Source organism: Kitasatospora sp. NPDC091276 (assembly GCF_040684355.1).
Lineage (GTDB): Bacteria > Actinomycetota > Actinomycetes > Streptomycetales > Streptomycetaceae > Kitasatospora.
Genome location: NZ_JBFBFU010000052.1, coordinates 20,553 through 37,846 on the forward strand (window position 1 = coordinate 20,553; position 17,294 = coordinate 37,846).

The 17,294-nt window shown below is 75.7% G+C and carries 13 protein-coding genes; 5 read left to right on the forward strand and 8 right to left on the reverse strand.

Going from position 1 to position 17,294, the window contains the following annotated elements:
* Positions 1 to 65: 65 nt before the first annotated feature.
* Positions 66 to 731: a phosphoribosylglycinamide formyltransferase gene (gene purN / locus AB0O19_RS36625; protein ID WP_063349026.1), complete on the reverse strand. Its 666-nt coding sequence runs from the start codon at positions 729 to 731 to the stop codon at positions 66 to 68.
* Between the two features lie 368 nt (positions 732 to 1,099).
* On the opposite strand from purN, the gene AB0O19_RS36630 reads away from it, so the two are divergent.
* Complete coding sequence (locus AB0O19_RS36630; protein ID WP_363625900.1) at positions 1,100 to 1,732, forward strand: hypothetical protein; 633 nt, start codon at positions 1,100 to 1,102, stop codon at positions 1,730 to 1,732.
* 164 nt (positions 1,733 to 1,896) lie between these two features.
* Here AB0O19_RS36630 and AB0O19_RS36635 read toward each other — a convergent pair whose 3' ends face one another.
* Positions 1,897 to 3,396, reverse strand: a complete 1,500-nt coding sequence (locus AB0O19_RS36635; protein ID WP_363625902.1) for a DUF6350 family protein — start codon at positions 3,394 to 3,396, stop codon at positions 1,897 to 1,899.
* Between the two features lie 132 nt (positions 3,397 to 3,528).
* Here AB0O19_RS36635 and AB0O19_RS36640 point away from each other — a divergent pair, with 132 nt between their 5' ends.
* Positions 3,529 to 5,226 carry a sigma factor-like helix-turn-helix DNA-binding protein gene (locus AB0O19_RS36640; protein ID WP_363625904.1) on the forward strand — a complete coding sequence of 566 codons (1,698 nt, stop codon included), beginning with the start codon at positions 3,529 to 3,531 and terminating at the stop codon, positions 5,224 to 5,226.
* A 70-nt stretch (positions 5,227 to 5,296) separates the two neighbouring features.
* Here AB0O19_RS36640 and sucD read toward each other — a convergent pair whose 3' ends face one another.
* From sucD to AB0O19_RS36665, 5 genes are all read right to left on the reverse strand, one after another.
* Positions 5,297 to 6,181 carry a succinate--CoA ligase subunit alpha gene (sucD, locus tag AB0O19_RS36645; protein ID WP_063349021.1) on the reverse strand — a complete coding sequence of 295 codons (885 nt, stop codon included), beginning with the start codon at positions 6,179 to 6,181 and terminating at the stop codon, positions 5,297 to 5,299.
* A gap of 19 nt (positions 6,182 to 6,200) precedes the next feature.
* A complete protein-coding gene (sucC, locus tag AB0O19_RS36650; protein WP_363625906.1) occupies positions 6,201 to 7,373 on the reverse strand; it encodes an ADP-forming succinate--CoA ligase subunit beta in 1,173 nt (390 codons plus the stop codon).
* A 302-nt stretch (positions 7,374 to 7,675) separates the two neighbouring features.
* Positions 7,676 to 8,839 (reverse strand): VWA domain-containing protein, encoded by a 1,164-nt coding sequence (locus AB0O19_RS36655; protein WP_363625908.1) that lies wholly within the window; start codon positions 8,837 to 8,839, stop codon positions 7,676 to 7,678.
* Positions 8,840 to 8,859: 20 nt separating this feature from the next.
* Positions 8,860 to 11,271 (reverse strand): DUF5682 family protein, encoded by a 2,412-nt coding sequence (locus AB0O19_RS36660; protein ID WP_363625910.1) that lies wholly within the window; start codon positions 11,269 to 11,271, stop codon positions 8,860 to 8,862.
* Positions 11,268 to 12,350 carry an AAA family ATPase gene (locus AB0O19_RS36665; RefSeq protein ID WP_363625912.1) on the reverse strand — a complete coding sequence of 361 codons (1,083 nt, stop codon included), beginning with the start codon at positions 12,348 to 12,350 and terminating at the stop codon, positions 11,268 to 11,270. Before AB0O19_RS36665 ends, AB0O19_RS36660 begins: the two co-directional genes overlap by 4 nt.
* Positions 12,351 to 12,529: 179 nt before the next feature.
* On the opposite strand from AB0O19_RS36665, the gene AB0O19_RS36670 reads away from it, so the two are divergent.
* Positions 12,530 to 13,828: an SWIM zinc finger family protein gene (locus AB0O19_RS36670; protein ID WP_363625914.1), complete on the forward strand. Its 1,299-nt coding sequence runs from the start codon at positions 12,530 to 12,532 to the stop codon at positions 13,826 to 13,828.
* 28 nt (positions 13,829 to 13,856) lie between these two features.
* Positions 13,857 to 15,467, forward strand: a complete 1,611-nt coding sequence (locus AB0O19_RS36675) for a DUF5691 domain-containing protein (protein WP_363625916.1) — start codon at positions 13,857 to 13,859, stop codon at positions 15,465 to 15,467.
* A gap of 95 nt (positions 15,468 to 15,562) precedes the next feature.
* On the opposite strand, the gene AB0O19_RS36680 is transcribed toward AB0O19_RS36675, so the two are convergent.
* On the reverse strand, positions 15,563 to 15,970 hold the full coding sequence (locus tag AB0O19_RS36680; protein WP_063351339.1) for a cobalamin B12-binding domain-containing protein: 408 nt from the start codon (positions 15,968 to 15,970) through the stop codon (positions 15,563 to 15,565).
* A gap of 383 nt (positions 15,971 to 16,353) precedes the next feature.
* Here AB0O19_RS36680 and AB0O19_RS36685 point away from each other — a divergent pair, with 383 nt between their 5' ends.
* Positions 16,354 to 17,193 (forward strand): peptidoglycan DD-metalloendopeptidase family protein, encoded by an 840-nt coding sequence (locus AB0O19_RS36685; protein WP_363625918.1) that lies wholly within the window; start codon positions 16,354 to 16,356, stop codon positions 17,191 to 17,193.
* Positions 17,194 to 17,294 lie beyond the last annotated feature (101 nt).

A 17,294-nucleotide genomic window follows, 5' to 3' on the forward strand; every position in this document is an offset into this window, starting at 1 on the left:
CCACCTCGCTGCGCTCGGTGGGCGCTGCGCGCCGGGCACCATTCTCGATGATTCGCTCGCTCCGCTCACTCATGTGCCGGAATCCATACCTTTCGGTCCTCGATGCGGTGACCCTCGCGGGCCAGCCGGCCCACGACGTCGACGAGCAGCTTGCGCTCGACAGTCTTGATGCGCTCGTGCAGCGCTTCGCCGCCATCGGCGTGGTCGGCGTCGACGACCTCGACGACGCCCTGCGCGATGATCGGCCCGGTGTCCACCCCGGCGTCGACCAGGTGGACGGTGCAACCGGTGACCCTCACCCCGTACGCGAGCGCGTCGGTGACGCCGTGGGCGCCGGGGAAGGAGGGCAGCAGCGCGGGATGGGTGTTGACGATCCGCCCGGCGAAGGCCGCGATGAACTCGGGCCCGAGGATCTTCATGAAACCGGCCGTGACCACCAGGTCCGGCTCGTGGGCGGCGACGGCAGCGGTCAGCGCGCGGTCCCAGTCGGCCCGGTCGGCGAAGTCCTTCACCCGGTGGACGAAGACCGGCAGGCCCGCCTTCTCGGCCCGCTCCAGACCCGCGATGCCGTCGCGGTCCGCACCCACGGCGAGGATCTCGGCGCCGTACGCCGGATCGGCGGCGGCGTCGAGCAGCGCCTGCAGATTGGTGCCGGAACCGGAGACGAGCACCACCAGGCGGGCCGGTCCGGGCGTACGGGGCGGGAAGAGCTGGGCGGGGGCGGCGGCCACTGCGCGATTCTCCGTAGGTCGGGCGCCGCCCGCTGGTACGTCCACCGGTGGTGGGGCCACTACGAACGGCAGGTCGAGCGAGGGGGAACACCAGGAGAACCCACCGCGACGCGGGCACCCGGGAACCTCTGCGAGCTGCTGACCGTCACCACGATAACGGCTGGTCGGACGGCCTCCGCACCCTCCTGGCGGCGCTACGCGCGTAGTTGAGACGGGGATCTCCTCCGTCCCGCGCGGCGGAGTTGCCCCGGGCACGGGCCCGCCCGGCACCCGCGCAGCGGGCAGGCCGCCGGAGGACCGGCGAACGGCTGCGGGATCATAGGGGAGGCGGGAGACCGCCCCTCCGACCGAGAAGGAATGGCTGAACCATGAGCAGCGGTGACGACACCGGCGAGCGCAACCCCTTCGCGCCGCCGCCGGCGGATGCCCCGGACCAGCCGTGGCAGCCGCGCAACCCCTGGCCCGGCGAGGGCCGGGACGACACCGGCGGCCAGGGCACCGGCGAACGCCCGCAGCTCCCGCCGCCGCATCCCTGGGGCCTCGGCCGGCCCGAGGACGGCCGCCCCAACCCCCCGGCCCCGCAGCCGCCCAAGCTCGACCCCGCCGACCCCGCCCAGCGCCGGGCCCGCAACGCCGCGCTGGCCGGGCCGCTCGCGCTGGTCTGCCTGTTCGTCGGCTTCCACTGGGCCGCCCTGTTCGTCGGCGCGCTCGGCATCGTGTGGGGCGTCAGCGCACTGCGGACCCCCAAGCCCGCCCCGGCCGCCGCCGTCACCGGCGCCGCCCACCAGCCCGCCGCCCCGAACCCGCTCACCCCGGCCGCGCTCGCCGGAATCCTCACCGGCGCGATGACCGTCGTGGTCGCGACCTCGGTGATCGGCCTCGGGATGTACTACAACGACTACGTCACCTGCGTCCGGGACTCGCTGACCTCCGTCGGCGCCGAGAACTGCGACCGGTTCGCGCCCAAGTGGTACGTCGACTTCACCGGGAACGCGGGCTAGAAGTCTCCTGAAGATCTTGCTTCGGACACCCGATTCACCCCGGCTTGCCAGGAAATGTCAACCAGGTCGAACTGGTGCAAGCCGGGCGCGTTTTCAAGATCTTCATCAGCCTTCTAGATCCTGTCCGTCCGGTCTTGCCGGACAAGGCCCAGGACGGACAGGGCTTAGTCGTTCCCGGGGGCCCGCCCGCCCAGGCGCAGCACCGCGGCGTACCCGCGGGCCCGCAGCAGCAGCACCCCCCGGCGCAGCCGCTCGGCCGACCGGGCGCGGCCCGCGGGCGGGACCTCCTCGTCGGCGTACGCGTCGAGCTTCTCGGCGGTCTGCCCGTCGACCTCTCTGCCGACCTCTTCGTCGGCCTCCGGGACCGTTGCGGGGCACAGCGCCCGATGGCGGACCAGCAGCGCGCCCGGCACGGCCACCAGCGCGAACCAGCCCGCCGCCGCCGGTCCCGTCCACCAGGGCGCCGGTCCCAGCCGGGCCATCCGGCCGCCCGCCAGCGCGCCACCCGACAGCCAGCCCGCCGCCGCCACCGCGACGCCCGTCAGCAGCGCCGCCGCCAGCACCGCCACCACCGTCGCCGCGAGCGGCCACGGTCCGTCGCCGCCCCCGTCACCGTCGTCGACGCCATCGCTGTCGTCGGCCCGGGCCGCCGCGCGCGGGCCGGCCGCCGCCCGGCCCAGCAGCACCGCCGGCACCACCCCCGCCAGCACCGGCAGCAGCAGTGCCGCCAGCCGCCAGCCCCCCGGGCCCTCCGCCGGCAGCAGGGCGAACATCGGGAACTCCGGGACGGGGCCCAGCACGGTGCCGCCCGGCGCCACCACCGTCCCGGAACCCACCGCGAACCCCGGGCCCAGGGCGTACGCCGTCCCCCAGAGCACCGCGTTCGGCAGCAGCACCACCCCGAGCAGCAGCAGCCCGACCAGGGCCGCCGGTCCGCGCCCGAGCACCGCCATCCCGTGCCCGCCCCCGGACGCCGCGTCCAGCGCCGCCGCCACCGCCACCAGCACCCCGCCCGCCGCCACCAGGCCCGCCCCGGCCGCCAGCACCGAGCCGCGCACCGCCGCCGCGCCGCCGACCGGTCGGAGCGGCGCGGGCAGCCGGTCCAGCAGCTGCCACGCCGGGCGGCGGGGCGGGGCGTCGGGGCCGGCGGCCCGGGCCGAACGCGCGCCCGCCGCCGTCGCCAGCCCGGCCAGCAACCCCACCACCAGCACGTCCGGCAGCACCCTGGCCCGGAACAGCCCGGCGCCCGTGCAGTGCAGCACCACCGCCACCGCGACCGCGCAGTAGCCCGCCCACACCGCAACCGGGCCGCCCCAGCGCGGCCGGGGCCCGCGCCGCGACGCCACCCCGGCGGCGGCCCGGTACAGCTGAGCCACCGCCAGCACGCCCAGCAGCAGCGGGGTGACGGTCAGCGGCGCGCCCGCGTCCCCCCGCAGCACCGGCGCGCCGTGCCCGAGCAGCCACAACGCCCCCGCCAACCGGGTGGCGCCGGTCGCCCCGTTGTCCGCGTACGGCGTCGCCACCCAGAGCCCGAGCACCGGCACCCCGACGACCGCCAGGCCGACCAGCGCCGTCCGCACCCCCGCCAACAGGTCGGCCGGCAACGGGCGTCCGCCCAGTTCGCCCGGCAGTTCCAGGATCGGACGGCCCATCAGCTGCGTCATGCGCCTCATAGTGCCAAGGCGACTCGCCATGCCTCGTGAAGCGGCAAACCGCCGCCGTGTCCCAGATTATTGGCTTATGCGCATTTTCAGACCCGATCCCCAAGCCGCCGGCGGACCGGCCCGGAGCGTCTGATGACCACGCCGCCCACCGCCGAACACCCCGCCGGCGCCGACTCCCCCACCCCCGGGAACCGCGCCCGCAAGCCCCGGACCACCCACCCCGACCAGGACGCGGCCCGCCTCCTAAGGAAACTGACACCCCGTGAGGCCCAGGTGCTCGCCCACCTCGCCGCCGGCCGCGACCTCCAGCAGTCGGCCGCCGCCCTCGGCGTCACCCCGGCCACCGCCCGCAGCTACGTCCAGCGGGCCATGCGCAAACTCGGCGCGGCCACCGAGGCCGAGGCCGTCGCCCTCACCACCGCCCGCCCGAAGAGCCCCGACCCCGCACCGCCCCGCCCCGACGCACCGCCCCGCCCCGACGCACCGGGCGACGTCCAGGCGGGCCCTGCCGCCGACCCCCGTACCCCCGACCCCGCACCGCAGCGCCCGCCCGTCCTCGGCACCGGAGGAGAGCACGCCGGGCCCGCCCTCGCGCACCCCGGCCAGGCCGCCCACGCCACCGCCGCCGCCCACACCCAGAACGCCCAGACCGCCCCGGGAGGGAGCATCAGCACACCCGCCGTCACCACGACACCGCCTGGCACCCGCGACACCCCGCCCGCGGCGCAGGACCGACCCGACGGCCCGGCCGCCGACCCCGGGCGGCCCGCCCACGTGGCCACGCCGGCCGACGGCGAGCGGGCCGGGCCGGCCGGGAGCTTCGAGGAGTTGTACGAGCAGGCGCACACCCGGCTGGTGCAGCAGGTGTTCCTGCTGACCGCCTGCCGGCACCGGGCGGCGCACTGCGTCCGGCTGGCGTTCGGGGCGGCGCGCCGGGGCTGGGCGGAGGTGGCCGCGACGGGGGATCCGGAAGGGTGGGTGCGGGTACGGGCGTGCGAGCTGGCACTGTCCCCGTGGCACCGGGGCGGGCCCCGGCGGATGCACGCCTGGAAGCTGCCGCACCGGCGGATCCGGGTGCGGCCGGCGGACGAGTCGCAGGCGGTGCTGCCCGATCACGACCGGCTGACCGACCGGGACCGGGCGCTGCTGAAGGCACTGCGGCGGCTGTCCCGGCCGCAGCGCCGGGCGCTGGTGCTGCACGACGGGCTGGGCCTGCCGGCGGCGGCGGTCGCGGTGGAGGTGGAGTCGACGCTGGCGGCGGCCGAGGGGCGGGTGTGGGCGGCCCGGGCGGCACTGGCCCGGTGGGTACCGGAACTGCTGGGACCGGATCCGGCGGCGCCGGGGTTCGCGGACGGCCTGAGCGGGCTGCTGCACCGGGCGGCGGTCCGGGGCTGCCCGGAACCGCACCGGCCCCCGGTGCCGGTGCTGCGGGCCCGGCACCGCCTGTGGACCGCGAGCCGGACGGGGGCGGCGGCGCTGCTGACGGCGGCGGTGGGCGGGGCGGCGCTGGCGACGCTGGTGGGGATCCGGCCGGTGACGCTGTTCCGGTCCCCGGAGCCGCCGGAGCCGGCGATGTGCCTGTCGGCGGCGGGCGCGGGCGAGCCGGGTGTGCCGGCGCTGCCGGGCGGGCCGCCGAACGTCGTCCGCAGCCTGTGGTGCAGCCCGACGCCGGGGGTGGAGGCGGTCGTGATGGAGTCGGCGCCGCAGGCCGCCGCGCGGTGGGAGCTGCCGGCGGTCGCCCGGGGGGCGGGCGCCCCGCCGCCGCAGGGTCCGGAGGTCTGCCCGCTGTGGTCACCGCTGCCGTGCACGACCGGGCCCACGCCGTACTGACGGCGTCCGCGGACGCGCGAGCGCCCCTGCCCGTGAAGGGCAGGGGCGCTCGCTGCGCGGTCGACCGACGTCAGCCGGCGATGATCTCGCGCGCCAGGCGGGCGGTCTCGGACGGCGTCTTGCCGACCTTGACACCGGCGGCCTCGAGGGCCTCCTTCTTCGCCTGGGCGGTGCCCGAGGAGCCGGAGACGATGGCGCCGGCGTGGCCCATGGTCTTGCCCTCGGGGGCGGTGAAGCCCGCGACGTAGCCGACGACCGGCTTGGTGACGTGCTCGGCGATGTAGGCCGCGGCACGCTCCTCGGCGTCGCCACCGATCTCACCGATCATGACGATGAGCTCGGTCTCCGGGTCCTCCTGGAACGCCTTGAGGGCGTCGATGTGGGTGGTGCCGATGACCGGGTCACCGCCGATGCCCACGGCCGAGGAGAAGCCGATGTCCCGCAGCTCGTACATGAGCTGGTAGGTCAGGGTGCCGGACTTCGAGACCAGGCCGATCTTGCCGGAGGTGGTGATGTCGGCCGGGATGATGCCGGCGTTCGACTGTCCGGGGCTGATCAGGCCGGGGCAGTTCGGGCCGATGATCCGGGTCTTGTTGCCCTTCGAACCGGCGTACGCCCAGAAGGCGGCGGTGTCGTGCACCGGGACGCCCTCGGTGATGACGACGGCCAGGCCGATCTCGGCGTCGATGGCCTCGACGACGGCGTCCTTGGTGAACTTCGGCGGCACGAAGATGACGGTGACATCGGCACCGGTCTTCTCCATGGCCTCGGCGACGCCGCCGAAGACGGGCACCTCGGTGCCGTCGACGTCGACCGTGGTGCCGGCCTTGCGCGGGTTGACACCGCCGACGATCTGGGTGCCGGAGGCGAGCATGCGGCGGGTGTGCTTCATGCCCTCGGAGCCGGTCATGCCCTGGACGATGACCTTGCTGTCCTTGGTAAGGAAGATAGCCATGGTGTGAAAGTCCCCTTCCTTACTTGTTGGCCAGCTCGGCGGCGCGGTCAGCGGCGCCGTCCATGGTGTCCACGCGCTGGACCAGCGGGTGGTTGGCGTCGTCGAGGATCTTGCGACCCAGCTCCGCGTTGTTGCCGTCCAGACGGACGACCAGCGGCTTGGTGACGTTCTCGCCCTTGCTCTTCAGGAGCTCCAGGGCCTGCACGATGCCGTTGGCGACCGCGTCGCAGGCGGTGATGCCGCCGAAGACGTTGACGAACACCGACTTGACGTCGGGGTCGCCCAGGATGATCTCCAGGCCGTTCGCCATGACCTCGGCGGAGGCGCCGCCGCCGATGTCGAGGAAGTTGGCGGGCTTGACGCCGCCGTGGTTCTCACCGGCGTAGGCGACCACGTCGAGGGTGCTCATCACGAGGCCCGCGCCGTTGCCGATGATGCCGACCTGGCCGTCGAGCTTGACGTAGTTCAGGCCCTTGGCCTTGGCGGCGGCCTCCAGCGGGTTGGCCGCGGCCTTGTCCTCCAGGGCCTCGTGCTCGGGCTGGCGGAACTCGGCGTTCTCGTCCAGCGAGACCTTGCCGTCAAGCGCGATGATCTTGCCCTCGCCGGACTTGATCAGCGGGTTGACCTCGACGAGGAGGGCGTCCTCGGCGATGAAGACCTTCCACAGCTTCTGCAGGACGTCGGCGACCTGGTCGGCGATCTCGGCCGGGAACTTCGCCGCGGCGACGATCTCGGCGGCCTTCTCCGGGGTGCAGCCCTCGTTGGCGTCGACCGGGATCTTGGCGAGCGCGTCGGGGTTCTCCTCGGCGACGACCTCGATCTCCACGCCGCCCTCGACGCTGGCCATCGCCAGGAAGGTGCGGTTGGTGCGGTCCAGCAGGAACGAGACGTAGTACTCGTCCTTGATGTCCGCGGTCTGGGCCAGCATCACCTTGTGGACGGTGTGGCCCTTGATGTCCATGCCGAGGATCGCCTCGGCCTTGGCGACGGCGTCAGCCGGGTCGGAGGCGAGCTTCACGCCACCGGCCTTGCCTCGGCCACCCACCTTCACCTGAGCCTTGACGACGGCGCGGCCGCCGAAGCGCTCCGCGATGGCGGCAGCGTCTGCGGCGGTCTCGATCACATCACCGTCAAGCACGGGCACACCGTGCTTGGCGAAGAGGTCCCTCGCCTGGTACTCGAACAGGTCCACGTGTTTGTCCTTGTTCGTGGTCGCGGATTGTGTCTCTACGAGCGTGCCACGGCAGGATCTTCGCTGCGGGTCGTCGGGGCGGTGCGGGTACGCAGAGGTACGGCCTTGCGGCCCACACAGCCACGGGCGCACACGTCAATCAACACGCGCGTCACGTCCGTCTGGCAGGTTATCCCCGTACGACGGGACTGTTTCGCCCGGGGCCTGCCCGTCCGTGGTGAGAACCGTCACAGACAGCCTACGGGGGCGGTCGGCGCACCCCCCGTCCGCCGGTCGGCCGGTTCGCACGTCCGGGTGAATCCTCACACTCCCTGGTCAGGCACCGGCAGCGGGCGCTTCTCGATCGCCGCGGCCATGATCTCCGGAAAGGCGTCCGGGGTGCAGGCGAAGGCCGGGGCCCCCAGGGCGGCCAGGGCGGCGGCGTGGGCGTGGTCGTAGGCGGGCGCACCTTCGTCGGAGAGCGCCAGCAGGGCGATGAACTGGACGCCGGCCGCCTTCATCGCGGCGACGCGCTTGAGCATGCCGTCCCGGATGCCGCCCTCGTAGAGGTCGCTGATCAGCACGACCACGGTCTCGGACGGCCGGGTGATCCTCGACTGGCAGTAGGCGAGCGCGCGGTTGATGTCGGTGCCGCCGCCGAGCTGGGTGGCGAACAGGACGTCGACCGGGTCGGTGAGCTGTTCGGTGAGGTCGACCACCGAGGTGTCGAAGACGACCAGCCGGGTGTCCAGCGTGCGCATCGAGGCGAGCACCGCGCCGAACACCGCCGAGTGCACCACCGACGGGGCCATCGAGCCGGACTGGTCGATGCAGAGGATGACGTCCTTCTTCACCGCGCGCTGGGCGCGGGCGTAGCCGACCAGCCGCTCGGGCACGACGGTGCCGTGCTCGGGCAGGTAGTTCTTCAGGTTGGCCCGGATGGTGCGGTCCCAGTCGATGTCGCGGTGGCGGGGCCGGTTGACCTTGGCGCTGCGGTCGAGGGCGCCGCCCAGGGTGGCCCTGGTGCGGTCGGCGAGCCGGCGTTCCAGATCGGCGACCACCTTGCCGACCACGGCCCGGGCGGTCTCCCGGGTGGTCTCGGGCAGCGCGTGCTTGAGCGACAGCAGGGTGCCGACCAGGTGCACGTCCGGTTCGACGGCCTCCAGCATCTCGGGCTCCAGCAGCAGCCGCTCCAGGCCTAGCCGGGCGATCGCGTCCTGCTGCATCAGCTGGACGACGGTGGACGGGAAGTACTCGCGGATGTCGCCCAGCCAGCGCGCCACCTGCGGGGCCGAGCCGCCCAGCCCGGCGCCGCGCCGGCCGCCGCGGGCCGCCCGGCCGCCCTCCTCGGGCGCGCCGCGGTAGAGCGCGGCCAGGGCGCCGTCCATCGCGGCGTCCCGGCCGCGCAGGGCGCAGCCGGTGCCGTCGGCCTCGCCGCCGAGCACCAGCCGCCAGCGGCGCAGCCGTTCGTCGGTCGTGGTCGCCATCAGGTCCTCCTTCACGGGTGTCAGGTGTTGCGGCCGGCGGCCTGCCGGGGGATCCGGGGGCGGGCGCCGAGCAGCAGGGCCACCACCGGGACGGCGGCGTCGGCCCGGACCCGGTCGAGGGTGCCGCCCGGGGTCCGGGCCGCCGGGGCCTCGCCGAGCGGGCCGGCCGCGACCCGGCCGCCGATGGTGCTGCGGACGCCCGCCTCCAGCCCGGCGAAGGTGCGGCGCAGCAGCGGCAGGACGTCGGTGAAGACCTCGCCGGGCACGCCGGTCAGCCACTCGTCGAGCAGGGCGAGCAGGCGCGGGTCGTGCAGCAGCAGGGCGCCGCCGCCGGTGAGGAAGCCCTCGATCCAGCCGGCCGCGTCCGCCGGGGCGTTGGCGGTGGACAGGACCAGCCGCAGCCGGCCGGCGGCCTCCTCGGAGTCGAGCCGGCCGTCGTCCAGCAGCAGCCGGACGGCGCGCCCGCGCAGCAGGCCGGGGGCTCCGGTGGCCGGGCCGCCGGCGGGCTCGCGGCGGGCCAGCGAGCGCAGGGCGGCGGCCCAGCGGTCGGCCAGGCCCTCGGAACCGGCCGGGCCCTCGGAACCGGCCGGGCCCGGGGAGGCTGCCGGGGTGCCCGGGCCCGCTGATCCGTCCGGGGCATCCGGGGCGTCCGGCTCCGGACGGGCGGCCGGGCCGAGCAGGCCGATCGCGCCGTGCACCTCGTCGAGCCGGCCGCGCATCGCCGCCGCCCCCTCGGCGTCCAACCCGACGCAGGCGGGCGGCAGCCCGACGCAGATCCGGTCGGCCAGGCCGGTGGCGACCTCGCCGAGCGCGCCGTGGTCGGTGCCGCGCACATCGCCGTAGCGCAGCGCCCGGACCAGCGCGGGCAGCGCCCCGGCCAGGTGCGCGACGTCGGTGTCCAGGGCAGCGCAGTCGGCGAGCACCCGCATCACGGCGGGCAGCGCGCCGGCCAGCCCGGCCAGCAGGCAGGTCTCCACCAGCCCGGTCAGCTCGGCGAGTTCGACGGCGGCGCGGGCGCTGCCGACGGCCTTGCCGGTCGCCGCCTCCTCCACCGTGGTGCCCCACTGGGCGGCCTCGGCGATCCGGACCGCGAACTCGGGCTGCCAGCACAGCCGCCAGCTCTCCCGGAACGTCCCGGTCGAGTTGACCGCCGAGCGGGCCGGCACGCCCCAGTCGACGCCCAGCAGCCGCAGCCGGTGCAGCAGCCGCGAGCGGGCCGCGTCGGTGTCCTTGCGCAGGTCGAGGTCGAGGTCCTTCGGCGCGGCCTCGGGCTTGAGCCGCAGCGTGCGCTGCCAGCGGGTGAGGTCCCGCTGGAGCGGCACCGCCGGTGCCGCGTCCGGGACTTCGCCGAGCGCGTCGCCGACCACCAGGCGGTCCCGGACGAGTTCCAGGGCGACGTCCGAGCCCTCGCAGAGCACCGCGCGGACGGCGTCCAGGGTCTCGGTCAGCCCGGCCAGCGGGCGGCCGCGCAGCACCGCCAGCGTGCGGGCGAGCCGGACCGCCTCGATGACGTGGGCGGAGGAGACCGGGTGGTCCTCGGCGCGCAGCAGTTCGGCGGCCCGGGTGAGCCAGCGCGGCACCGGATCGCCCTCGGTGCTGAACAGGTGGTGGTACCAGCCCGGCGACCGCACGCCCGCGCCGTAGCCGGTGGCCTGGGAGAGCCGGCGGTGCGTCCACGGCACCCAGGTGATGTCCGTCCTCACCTTCCGCGGCAGTCCGGCGAGCAGCGCCCGGTCGTGCGCGACCGTCGGCAGCACCGCCAGCGCGGGCACGTGGAAGGCCCCGCAGACCACGGCGATCCGGCGGTGCCCGGCGCGGCGGGCGGCCCGGATCTGCTGGCGCATGTACGCCTCGCGCAGGTCGTCCCGCCGGGACTCGCCGAGGCCCTCCGCGCGCAGCGCCGCCATCGCCTCCGCCACGGCGGCGAACGGCGCCAGTCCGTCCGGGTCGTCCCCGCCGCCGTCCGTACCGGGCGCGGCGGGCGCGCGGTGCTCGACCACGTCCTCCCACCAGCGCTCCGGGTCGTCGTACCCGGCCGCCTCGGCGAGCAGCGCCAGCGGGTCGGCGACCGGCCCGGCGGGCTCCCCCGGCTCCCCGGCCTCCGGGGCGGGGCCGAGGCCGTACCCGGCGGGCAGGTCGATGAAGCGGACCGGCAGCTCCCGCTCGACGCCGTAGCGGATCGCCACCCACTCCGGGGAGAACTCGGCGTACGGCCAGAACGCGGCCCTCGCCGGGTCGTCCACCGCGTGGGCCAGCAGCGCGACCGGCGGCACCAGGCCGTTCCCGGCCGCGAGGTGGACGATGCCGTCGGCCTCCGGCGGGCCCTCGATCAGCACCGCGTCCGGCCGCCACCGCTCCAGCGCGGCGGCCACCGCCCGGGCCGAGCCCGGGCCGTGGTGCCGGATGCCGAGCAGCGCGACGTCCTCGGTCATCGCACCTCCTCGCGGGCGGCCCGGTAGAAGTCCTTCCAACCGTCGCGCTCGCGCACCACCCCTTCGACGTACTCGCGCCACACCGCGTGGTCCGCCACCGGGTCCCGGACGACGGCACCGAGGATGCCGGCCGTCACGTCCCCGGCGCGCAGCACGCCGTCCCCGAAGTGGGTGGCCAGGGCGAGGCCGTTGGCCACCACCGAGATCGCCTCCGCCGTGGAGAGGGTGCCGCTCGGGCTCTTGACCTTCGTCCGCCCGTCCGTCGTGATCCCGGCCCGCAGCTCGCGGAACACGGTGACCACCCGCCTGATCTCCTCGGCGCCGCCGGGCAGTTCGGGCAGTTCCAGGGAGCGGCCGAGCTGGTTCACCCGGCGGGTGACGATGTCGACCTCCTCCTCCAGCGAGCCCGGCAGCGGCAGCACGACGGTGTTGAACCGCCGGCGCAGCGCGCTGGACAGCTCGTTGACGCCGCGGTCGCGGTCGTTCGCGGTGGCGATCACGTTGAAGCCGCGCACCGCCTGCGTCTCGCCGCCCAACTCCGGCACCGGCAGCGTCTTCTCGGACAGGACGGTGATCAGGCTGTCCTGCACGTCGGCCGGGATCCGGGTCAGCTCCTCGATCCGGGCGAGCTTGCCGTCCGCCATCGCCCGCATCAGCGGCGAGGGCACCAGAGCGTCCCGGCTCGGGCCGTCGGTGAGCAGCCGGGCGTAGTTCCAGCCGTACCGGACGGCCTCCTCCGGGGTGCCGGCGGTGCCCTGCACCAGCAGGGTGGAGTCGCCGCTGATCGCGGCGGCCAGGTGCTCGGACACCCAGGTCTTCGCGGTGCCGGGCACGCCGAGCAGCAGCAGCGCGCGGTCCGTCGCCAGGGTCGTGACGGCGACCTCCACCACCCGGCGCGGGCCGATGTACTTGGGGGTGATCGGGGTGCCGTCGGGCAGTTCGCCGCCGAGCAGGTACGTCGCCACGGCCCACGGCGAGAGCTTCCAGCGCTCCGGGCGCGGACGGTCGTCCTGCGCGGCCAGCGCGGCCAGTTCACCGGCGAAGGCGTCCTCGGCATGCTGCCGCAGAACGTCGGTCACGGGGGCTCCTTCGGGTCGGCCGCCGGGCACACGGGTGCCCCGGCGGCAGGGTGATCGGGGGGAGCTGGGGCCGGCGTCCCGGCCTGTGGGAACCACCCTGCACCCCGGCACTGACAAACCCCGGGGCGCTCCCGACGGGCAGTCAGCCGATGTCAGTGGCACCGCCTACCGTCGGTCGCATGGAGGAACGCTGGAGCACCGAACACGTCCTGTCCCTGGCACCTGACGCCGCGTCGCAGAAGGCGGCCGGCAAGCTCTCCTCGCCCGTGCCCTGGTCCGGGGCGGGCACCGACGGCACCGCGCTCTGGGGCGAGTGCAAGGGCAGCGGCAGCACGCCGTACCGCACCGTGATCGAACTCGCCACGCCCGCCTACCAGTGCAGTTGCCCCAGCCGGAAGTTCCCGTGCAAGCACGCGCTCGGGCTCCTCCTGCTGTGGAGCGGCGCCCCGGAGACCGTCCCCGCCGCCGAGCCCGCCGCGTGGGCGGCCGACTGGCTCACGTCCCGCGAGGAGCGCGCCGAGAAGCGCGCCGCGCCCCCGGCCGACCCGGCCGCCGCCCGCCGCCGGGCCGAGCGGCGCGGCGCCCGGGTGGCGGCCGGCGCGGCCGAGCTGCGGCTGCGCCTGGCCGACCGGATCCGGCACGGCCTGGCCGACCAGTCCACCGCCGGGCCCTGGGAGGAGGTCGCCGCCCGGATGGTCGACGCCCAGGCCCCCGGCCTGGCCACCCGGGTCCGCGAACTCGACGCCGCCCCGCAGGACCGGCTCCTGGAGGAGTACGCGATGCTGCACCTGCTCGCCACCGCCGCCACCCGCGTCGACGAGCTGCCGGCCGAACTGGCCGCCACCGTCCGCACCCGGGTCGGCTACCCCACCGACACCGCCGAGATCCTGGCCGGCCCCACCGTGCGCGACCGCTGGCAGGTGCTCGGCAGCCGCGACTCCGCCGACGAGCGGCTCACCACCCGCCGGGTCTGGCTGCGCGGCGCCAAGACCGGCCGCCCCGCCCTGCTGCTCGCCTTCGGCCGCCCCGGTCAGGCCCCCGACCTCGCCCTGCCCACCGGCCACCTGCTGGAGGCCGACCTGGCCTTCCACCCCGGCGCCCGCCCGCTGCGCGCCGCCCTCGGCACCCGCTACGGCGCCCCCGGGCCCGGCCCGGCCGGCCCGCCCGACGGCCTCACCGTCGCCGAGGCGGTGGCCGGCTACGGCACCGCCGTCGCCGACGACCCGTGGCTGGACAGCTGGCCGACCGTCCTCGCCGGCGCCGTGCCCGTCCGCACCCCGGACGGCTGGTACCTGACGGACGGCCACCACACCCTGCCCGTCCGCACCTCGGCCCTCCCGGAGGCGGCCCTGTGGCGGCTGGCCGCGGTCTCCACCGGCCGCCCGCTGACGGTCTTCGGCGAGTACGGCCACCAGGGCTTCGCCCCGGTCACGGCCTGGGCCGGCCACGACCGCCCGATCGGCCTCACCACCGTCTAGCGTCCAGCACACGTCAGGAGCATCGAAGATGACGATCACCCAGGACCCGTGGGAGACCCTGCACACCACCGCCCTGCTCGGCACCGACCGCCGCCCGCTCCCGGCCACCACCCTGCCGCTCGCCGACACCGTCGACCAGGCCGACCCGGCCACCGCGCTGCTGGAGCTGGCCGCCCTCGCCACCGTCCGCCGCCGGGCCGGCGCCCTGCCCGTCCCCGCCGCCGGACCGCCCGGCCCGCCCGCGCCCGAGGACGGGCGCCCCGAGCTGCCCGCGGCGGCCGCCCGCCGGCTCGCCGTCCTGCTGGCCGGCCGGTCCGGCGGCAGCGGCGGCAGCGGCGGCGCCACCCTGGCCAACCTCGCCGAACTGCTCCCGCAGTGGCTCGCCACCGCCCGCGCCCGGGGCCTGCGCCCGCCCGGCGCACTGATACCCGGCCTGCTCGACGCCGCCCGCGCCCGCAGCGAACTGCGCTCCGACGCCGTCGCGCTGGCCGGACCGCTGGGCCGCTGGCTGGCCGAACAGAACCCCGACTGGCGCTTCGTGCTGCGCACCGCCGCCCCCGATCCGGCCGAGCAGCCCGGCGGGCCCGTCGACCACCAGCTGTGGCACGAGGGCCTGTTCGCCGAGCGGGTCACCCACCTCACCCTGCTGCGTCGCCGCGATCCGGCCGCCGGCCTGGAGCTGCTGAGCGGCACCTGGTCCACCGAGCGCGCCGAGGACCGCCTGCTCTTCCTGGACTCCCTCCAGGACGGCCTCTCCGCCGCCGACGAGCCCTTCCTGGAGGCCGCCCTCGGCGACCGCAGCAAGAACGTCCGCGCCACCGCCGCCGAACTGCTCTCCACCCTGCCGGGCTCGGCCCTCGCCCGGCGGATGGCCGAGCGGGCGGGGGCCGCCGTCCGTCTCGCCGCGACCGGGACGCACCTGCTGGTCACCCCGCCCGCCGAGTGCGACGCGGCCATGCAGCGCGACGGCATACCGCTCAAGTCCCCCACCGGGCGCGGCGAACGGGCCTGGTGGTTCGGCGAGGTGATCGCCGCCGCACCGCTTCGGCTCTGGCCCGAGAGCACCGGCCTGACACCCGAGCAGCTGCTCGCCCTGCGGGTCGGCGACAGCATCGACGAGACCAGCAGCAGCTGGGCCGACGACCTGCGCGAGGCCTGGGCGCGCGCCGCCGTCCGCCAGCACGACGCCGACTGGGCCCGGGCGCTGCTCGGCCCGGCACCCGCACCGCCCGCCCGCGGCGCCGGACGGGCCCGCGCGCCCCGCGTCACCGGCGCCCCCGCCAAGCTGCTGGCCGTCCTCCCGCCCGAGGAGCGGGCCGCCTGGACGGCCGCGTTCATCGAGGTGCACGGCCTGGGCGAGGCCTTCCAGCTGCTCGGCGCCTGCGGCACGCCGTGGACGCCGCCGCTGTCCACCGCCGTGGTGACGGCCCTGGCCCGCGCCGCCGGCTCCGGCGCGTACCCGTGGAGCCACAGCGGGGTGCTCGGGATGACGGAACGCGCGCTCGCCCCGGAGACGGCGTCCGCCGTGGAGGAGCTGGCCGCCGGGGCCGCGCCCGACTCCGCCTGGTCGGAGACCTTCGCCCGGCTGGCCGGGACGCTGCGCTTCCGGGCCGCGATGCTCGCCGAACTCGATTCCTGACACCTGGTACCTGACGCCCGCTCCCGAAGCGACAGGACGACAGGACGGGCCGGCCCCGCCGAAGCCTGGGGCCGGCCCGTCCCACACCGTCAACCTCAGCCGGCCGCCCGCAGGTTGGCCGCGACCCAGGCCACGACGTCCCGGGTGGACGTGCCCGGGGTGAAGATGTCCGCGACGCCCATCGCCTTGAGCTCGGCGATGTCGTCGTCCGGGATGATCCCGCCGCAGAAGACCTTGATGTCCGCCGCGTCGCGCTCCTTCAACAGCTCCAGCACCCGTGCGCACAGCGTCATGTGGGCACCGGAGAGGATCGACAGCCCGATGCCGTCCGCGTCCTCCTGGATCGCGGTGTCGACGACCTGCTCGGGCGTCTGGTGCAACCCGGTGTAGATGACCTCCATACCGGCGTCGCGCAGGGCACGCGCAATGACCTTGGCGCCACGGTCGTGACCGTCGAGCCCCGGCTTGGCGACCACCACACGGATCGGCCCCGACACACTCATGACTGCCTCCTGGACCTCGTCGTCCACCATCCGACCGGACCTCGCGGGCCACGGGTGCGGTTAACGGTCGATAACCAACCTGAGGGGAGGTTAGCGCCACCCGGCCCGGTTGGCCGCGCCACCTCCCAAGAGGAGGGCAAAGTCACAGCCCCCGGCCTTGCTGCCAGTGGGTATGCCCGTCCACCCGTCCACCGCACAGACCCCCGGCCGACCTCTTGACAACCGGAGGTTTTTCCGGGGCGTCGGCCTTGCGGATACAGTCTCGGCTGTTTTCTCCCCGCTTCCCCGGTACCGCTTCCCCGGTACCGCTTCTCCCCGCCGCTTCTCCCCGCCGCTCCCCTGCCCGACGACGCGCCCCAGGCCCACCGAGGAGGCAGCCCCCGATGGCTCCCGACGCAGCCGCCCGCCCGACCCGTGCGGAGCTGCGCCTCGCCGCCCGCGAGCAGTCCCGCGCCCAGCGCCGCGGCGCCGCCAAGGCCGCCACCAGAACCGCACTGCTGCGGGTCGCGCTGCCGTCGGTGGCCGCGCTCGGGGTCGCCGCCGCGGCGGCCGTCACCGTGCGGGACGAGGCCGATCAGCACGCCCAGGCGGCCGGCCGGACGGCACGGACGGCGGTCGACGCCCCGGGCACCCAGGACAGCCCGAAGAGCCCGGACAACCCGGCCGACGGCGGCGCCGAAGCCGCCAGGACGGCCGCCCGGCAGGCGGTCGCGGCCGGCGACCCGGCCCAGGCCTCCCGCGGTGACGCCCGCCAGCCGCTGGCCGGCGCCCAGCCCGCCGACGCCCAGGGCACCCCGGACGCGCAGCCGAGCGCCGAGCCCGTCAAGCCCAAGGTGGTCATGCCGGTCGCCCGGCACGGCCTCGGCGAGCTGTTCGGCGAGGCCGGCACCCACTGGGCCAACCGCCACACCGGCATCGACTTCCCGGTGGACGGCGGTTCCGAGGTGATGGCCGTCACCGACGGCACGATCCGCACGCAGTGGAACCCGTCGTACGGCTACATGACGGTGCTGAAGATGTCCGACGGCACCGAGGCCTGGTACTGCCACCTGCGGGCGTACAAGGTCCGCAAGGGGCCGGTGAAGCAGGGCGACGTCATCGCCTTCGTCGGCAGCAGCGGCAACAGCACCGGGCCGCACCTGCACTTCGAGATCCGCCCGGCCGGCAGCGGGCCGGTCGACCCGCTGCCGTGGTTCCTCTCGAACGGGCTCGACCCCCGCTAGGGAAGGCTAGTGTCCTGCGCCGGAGATCTGTCGTTAGATCTTGCGTGAGTGATTCTTCGGATGCGTCGGTGCGGCGTCGTGGTCCCGCGTTGGAGCCGTTG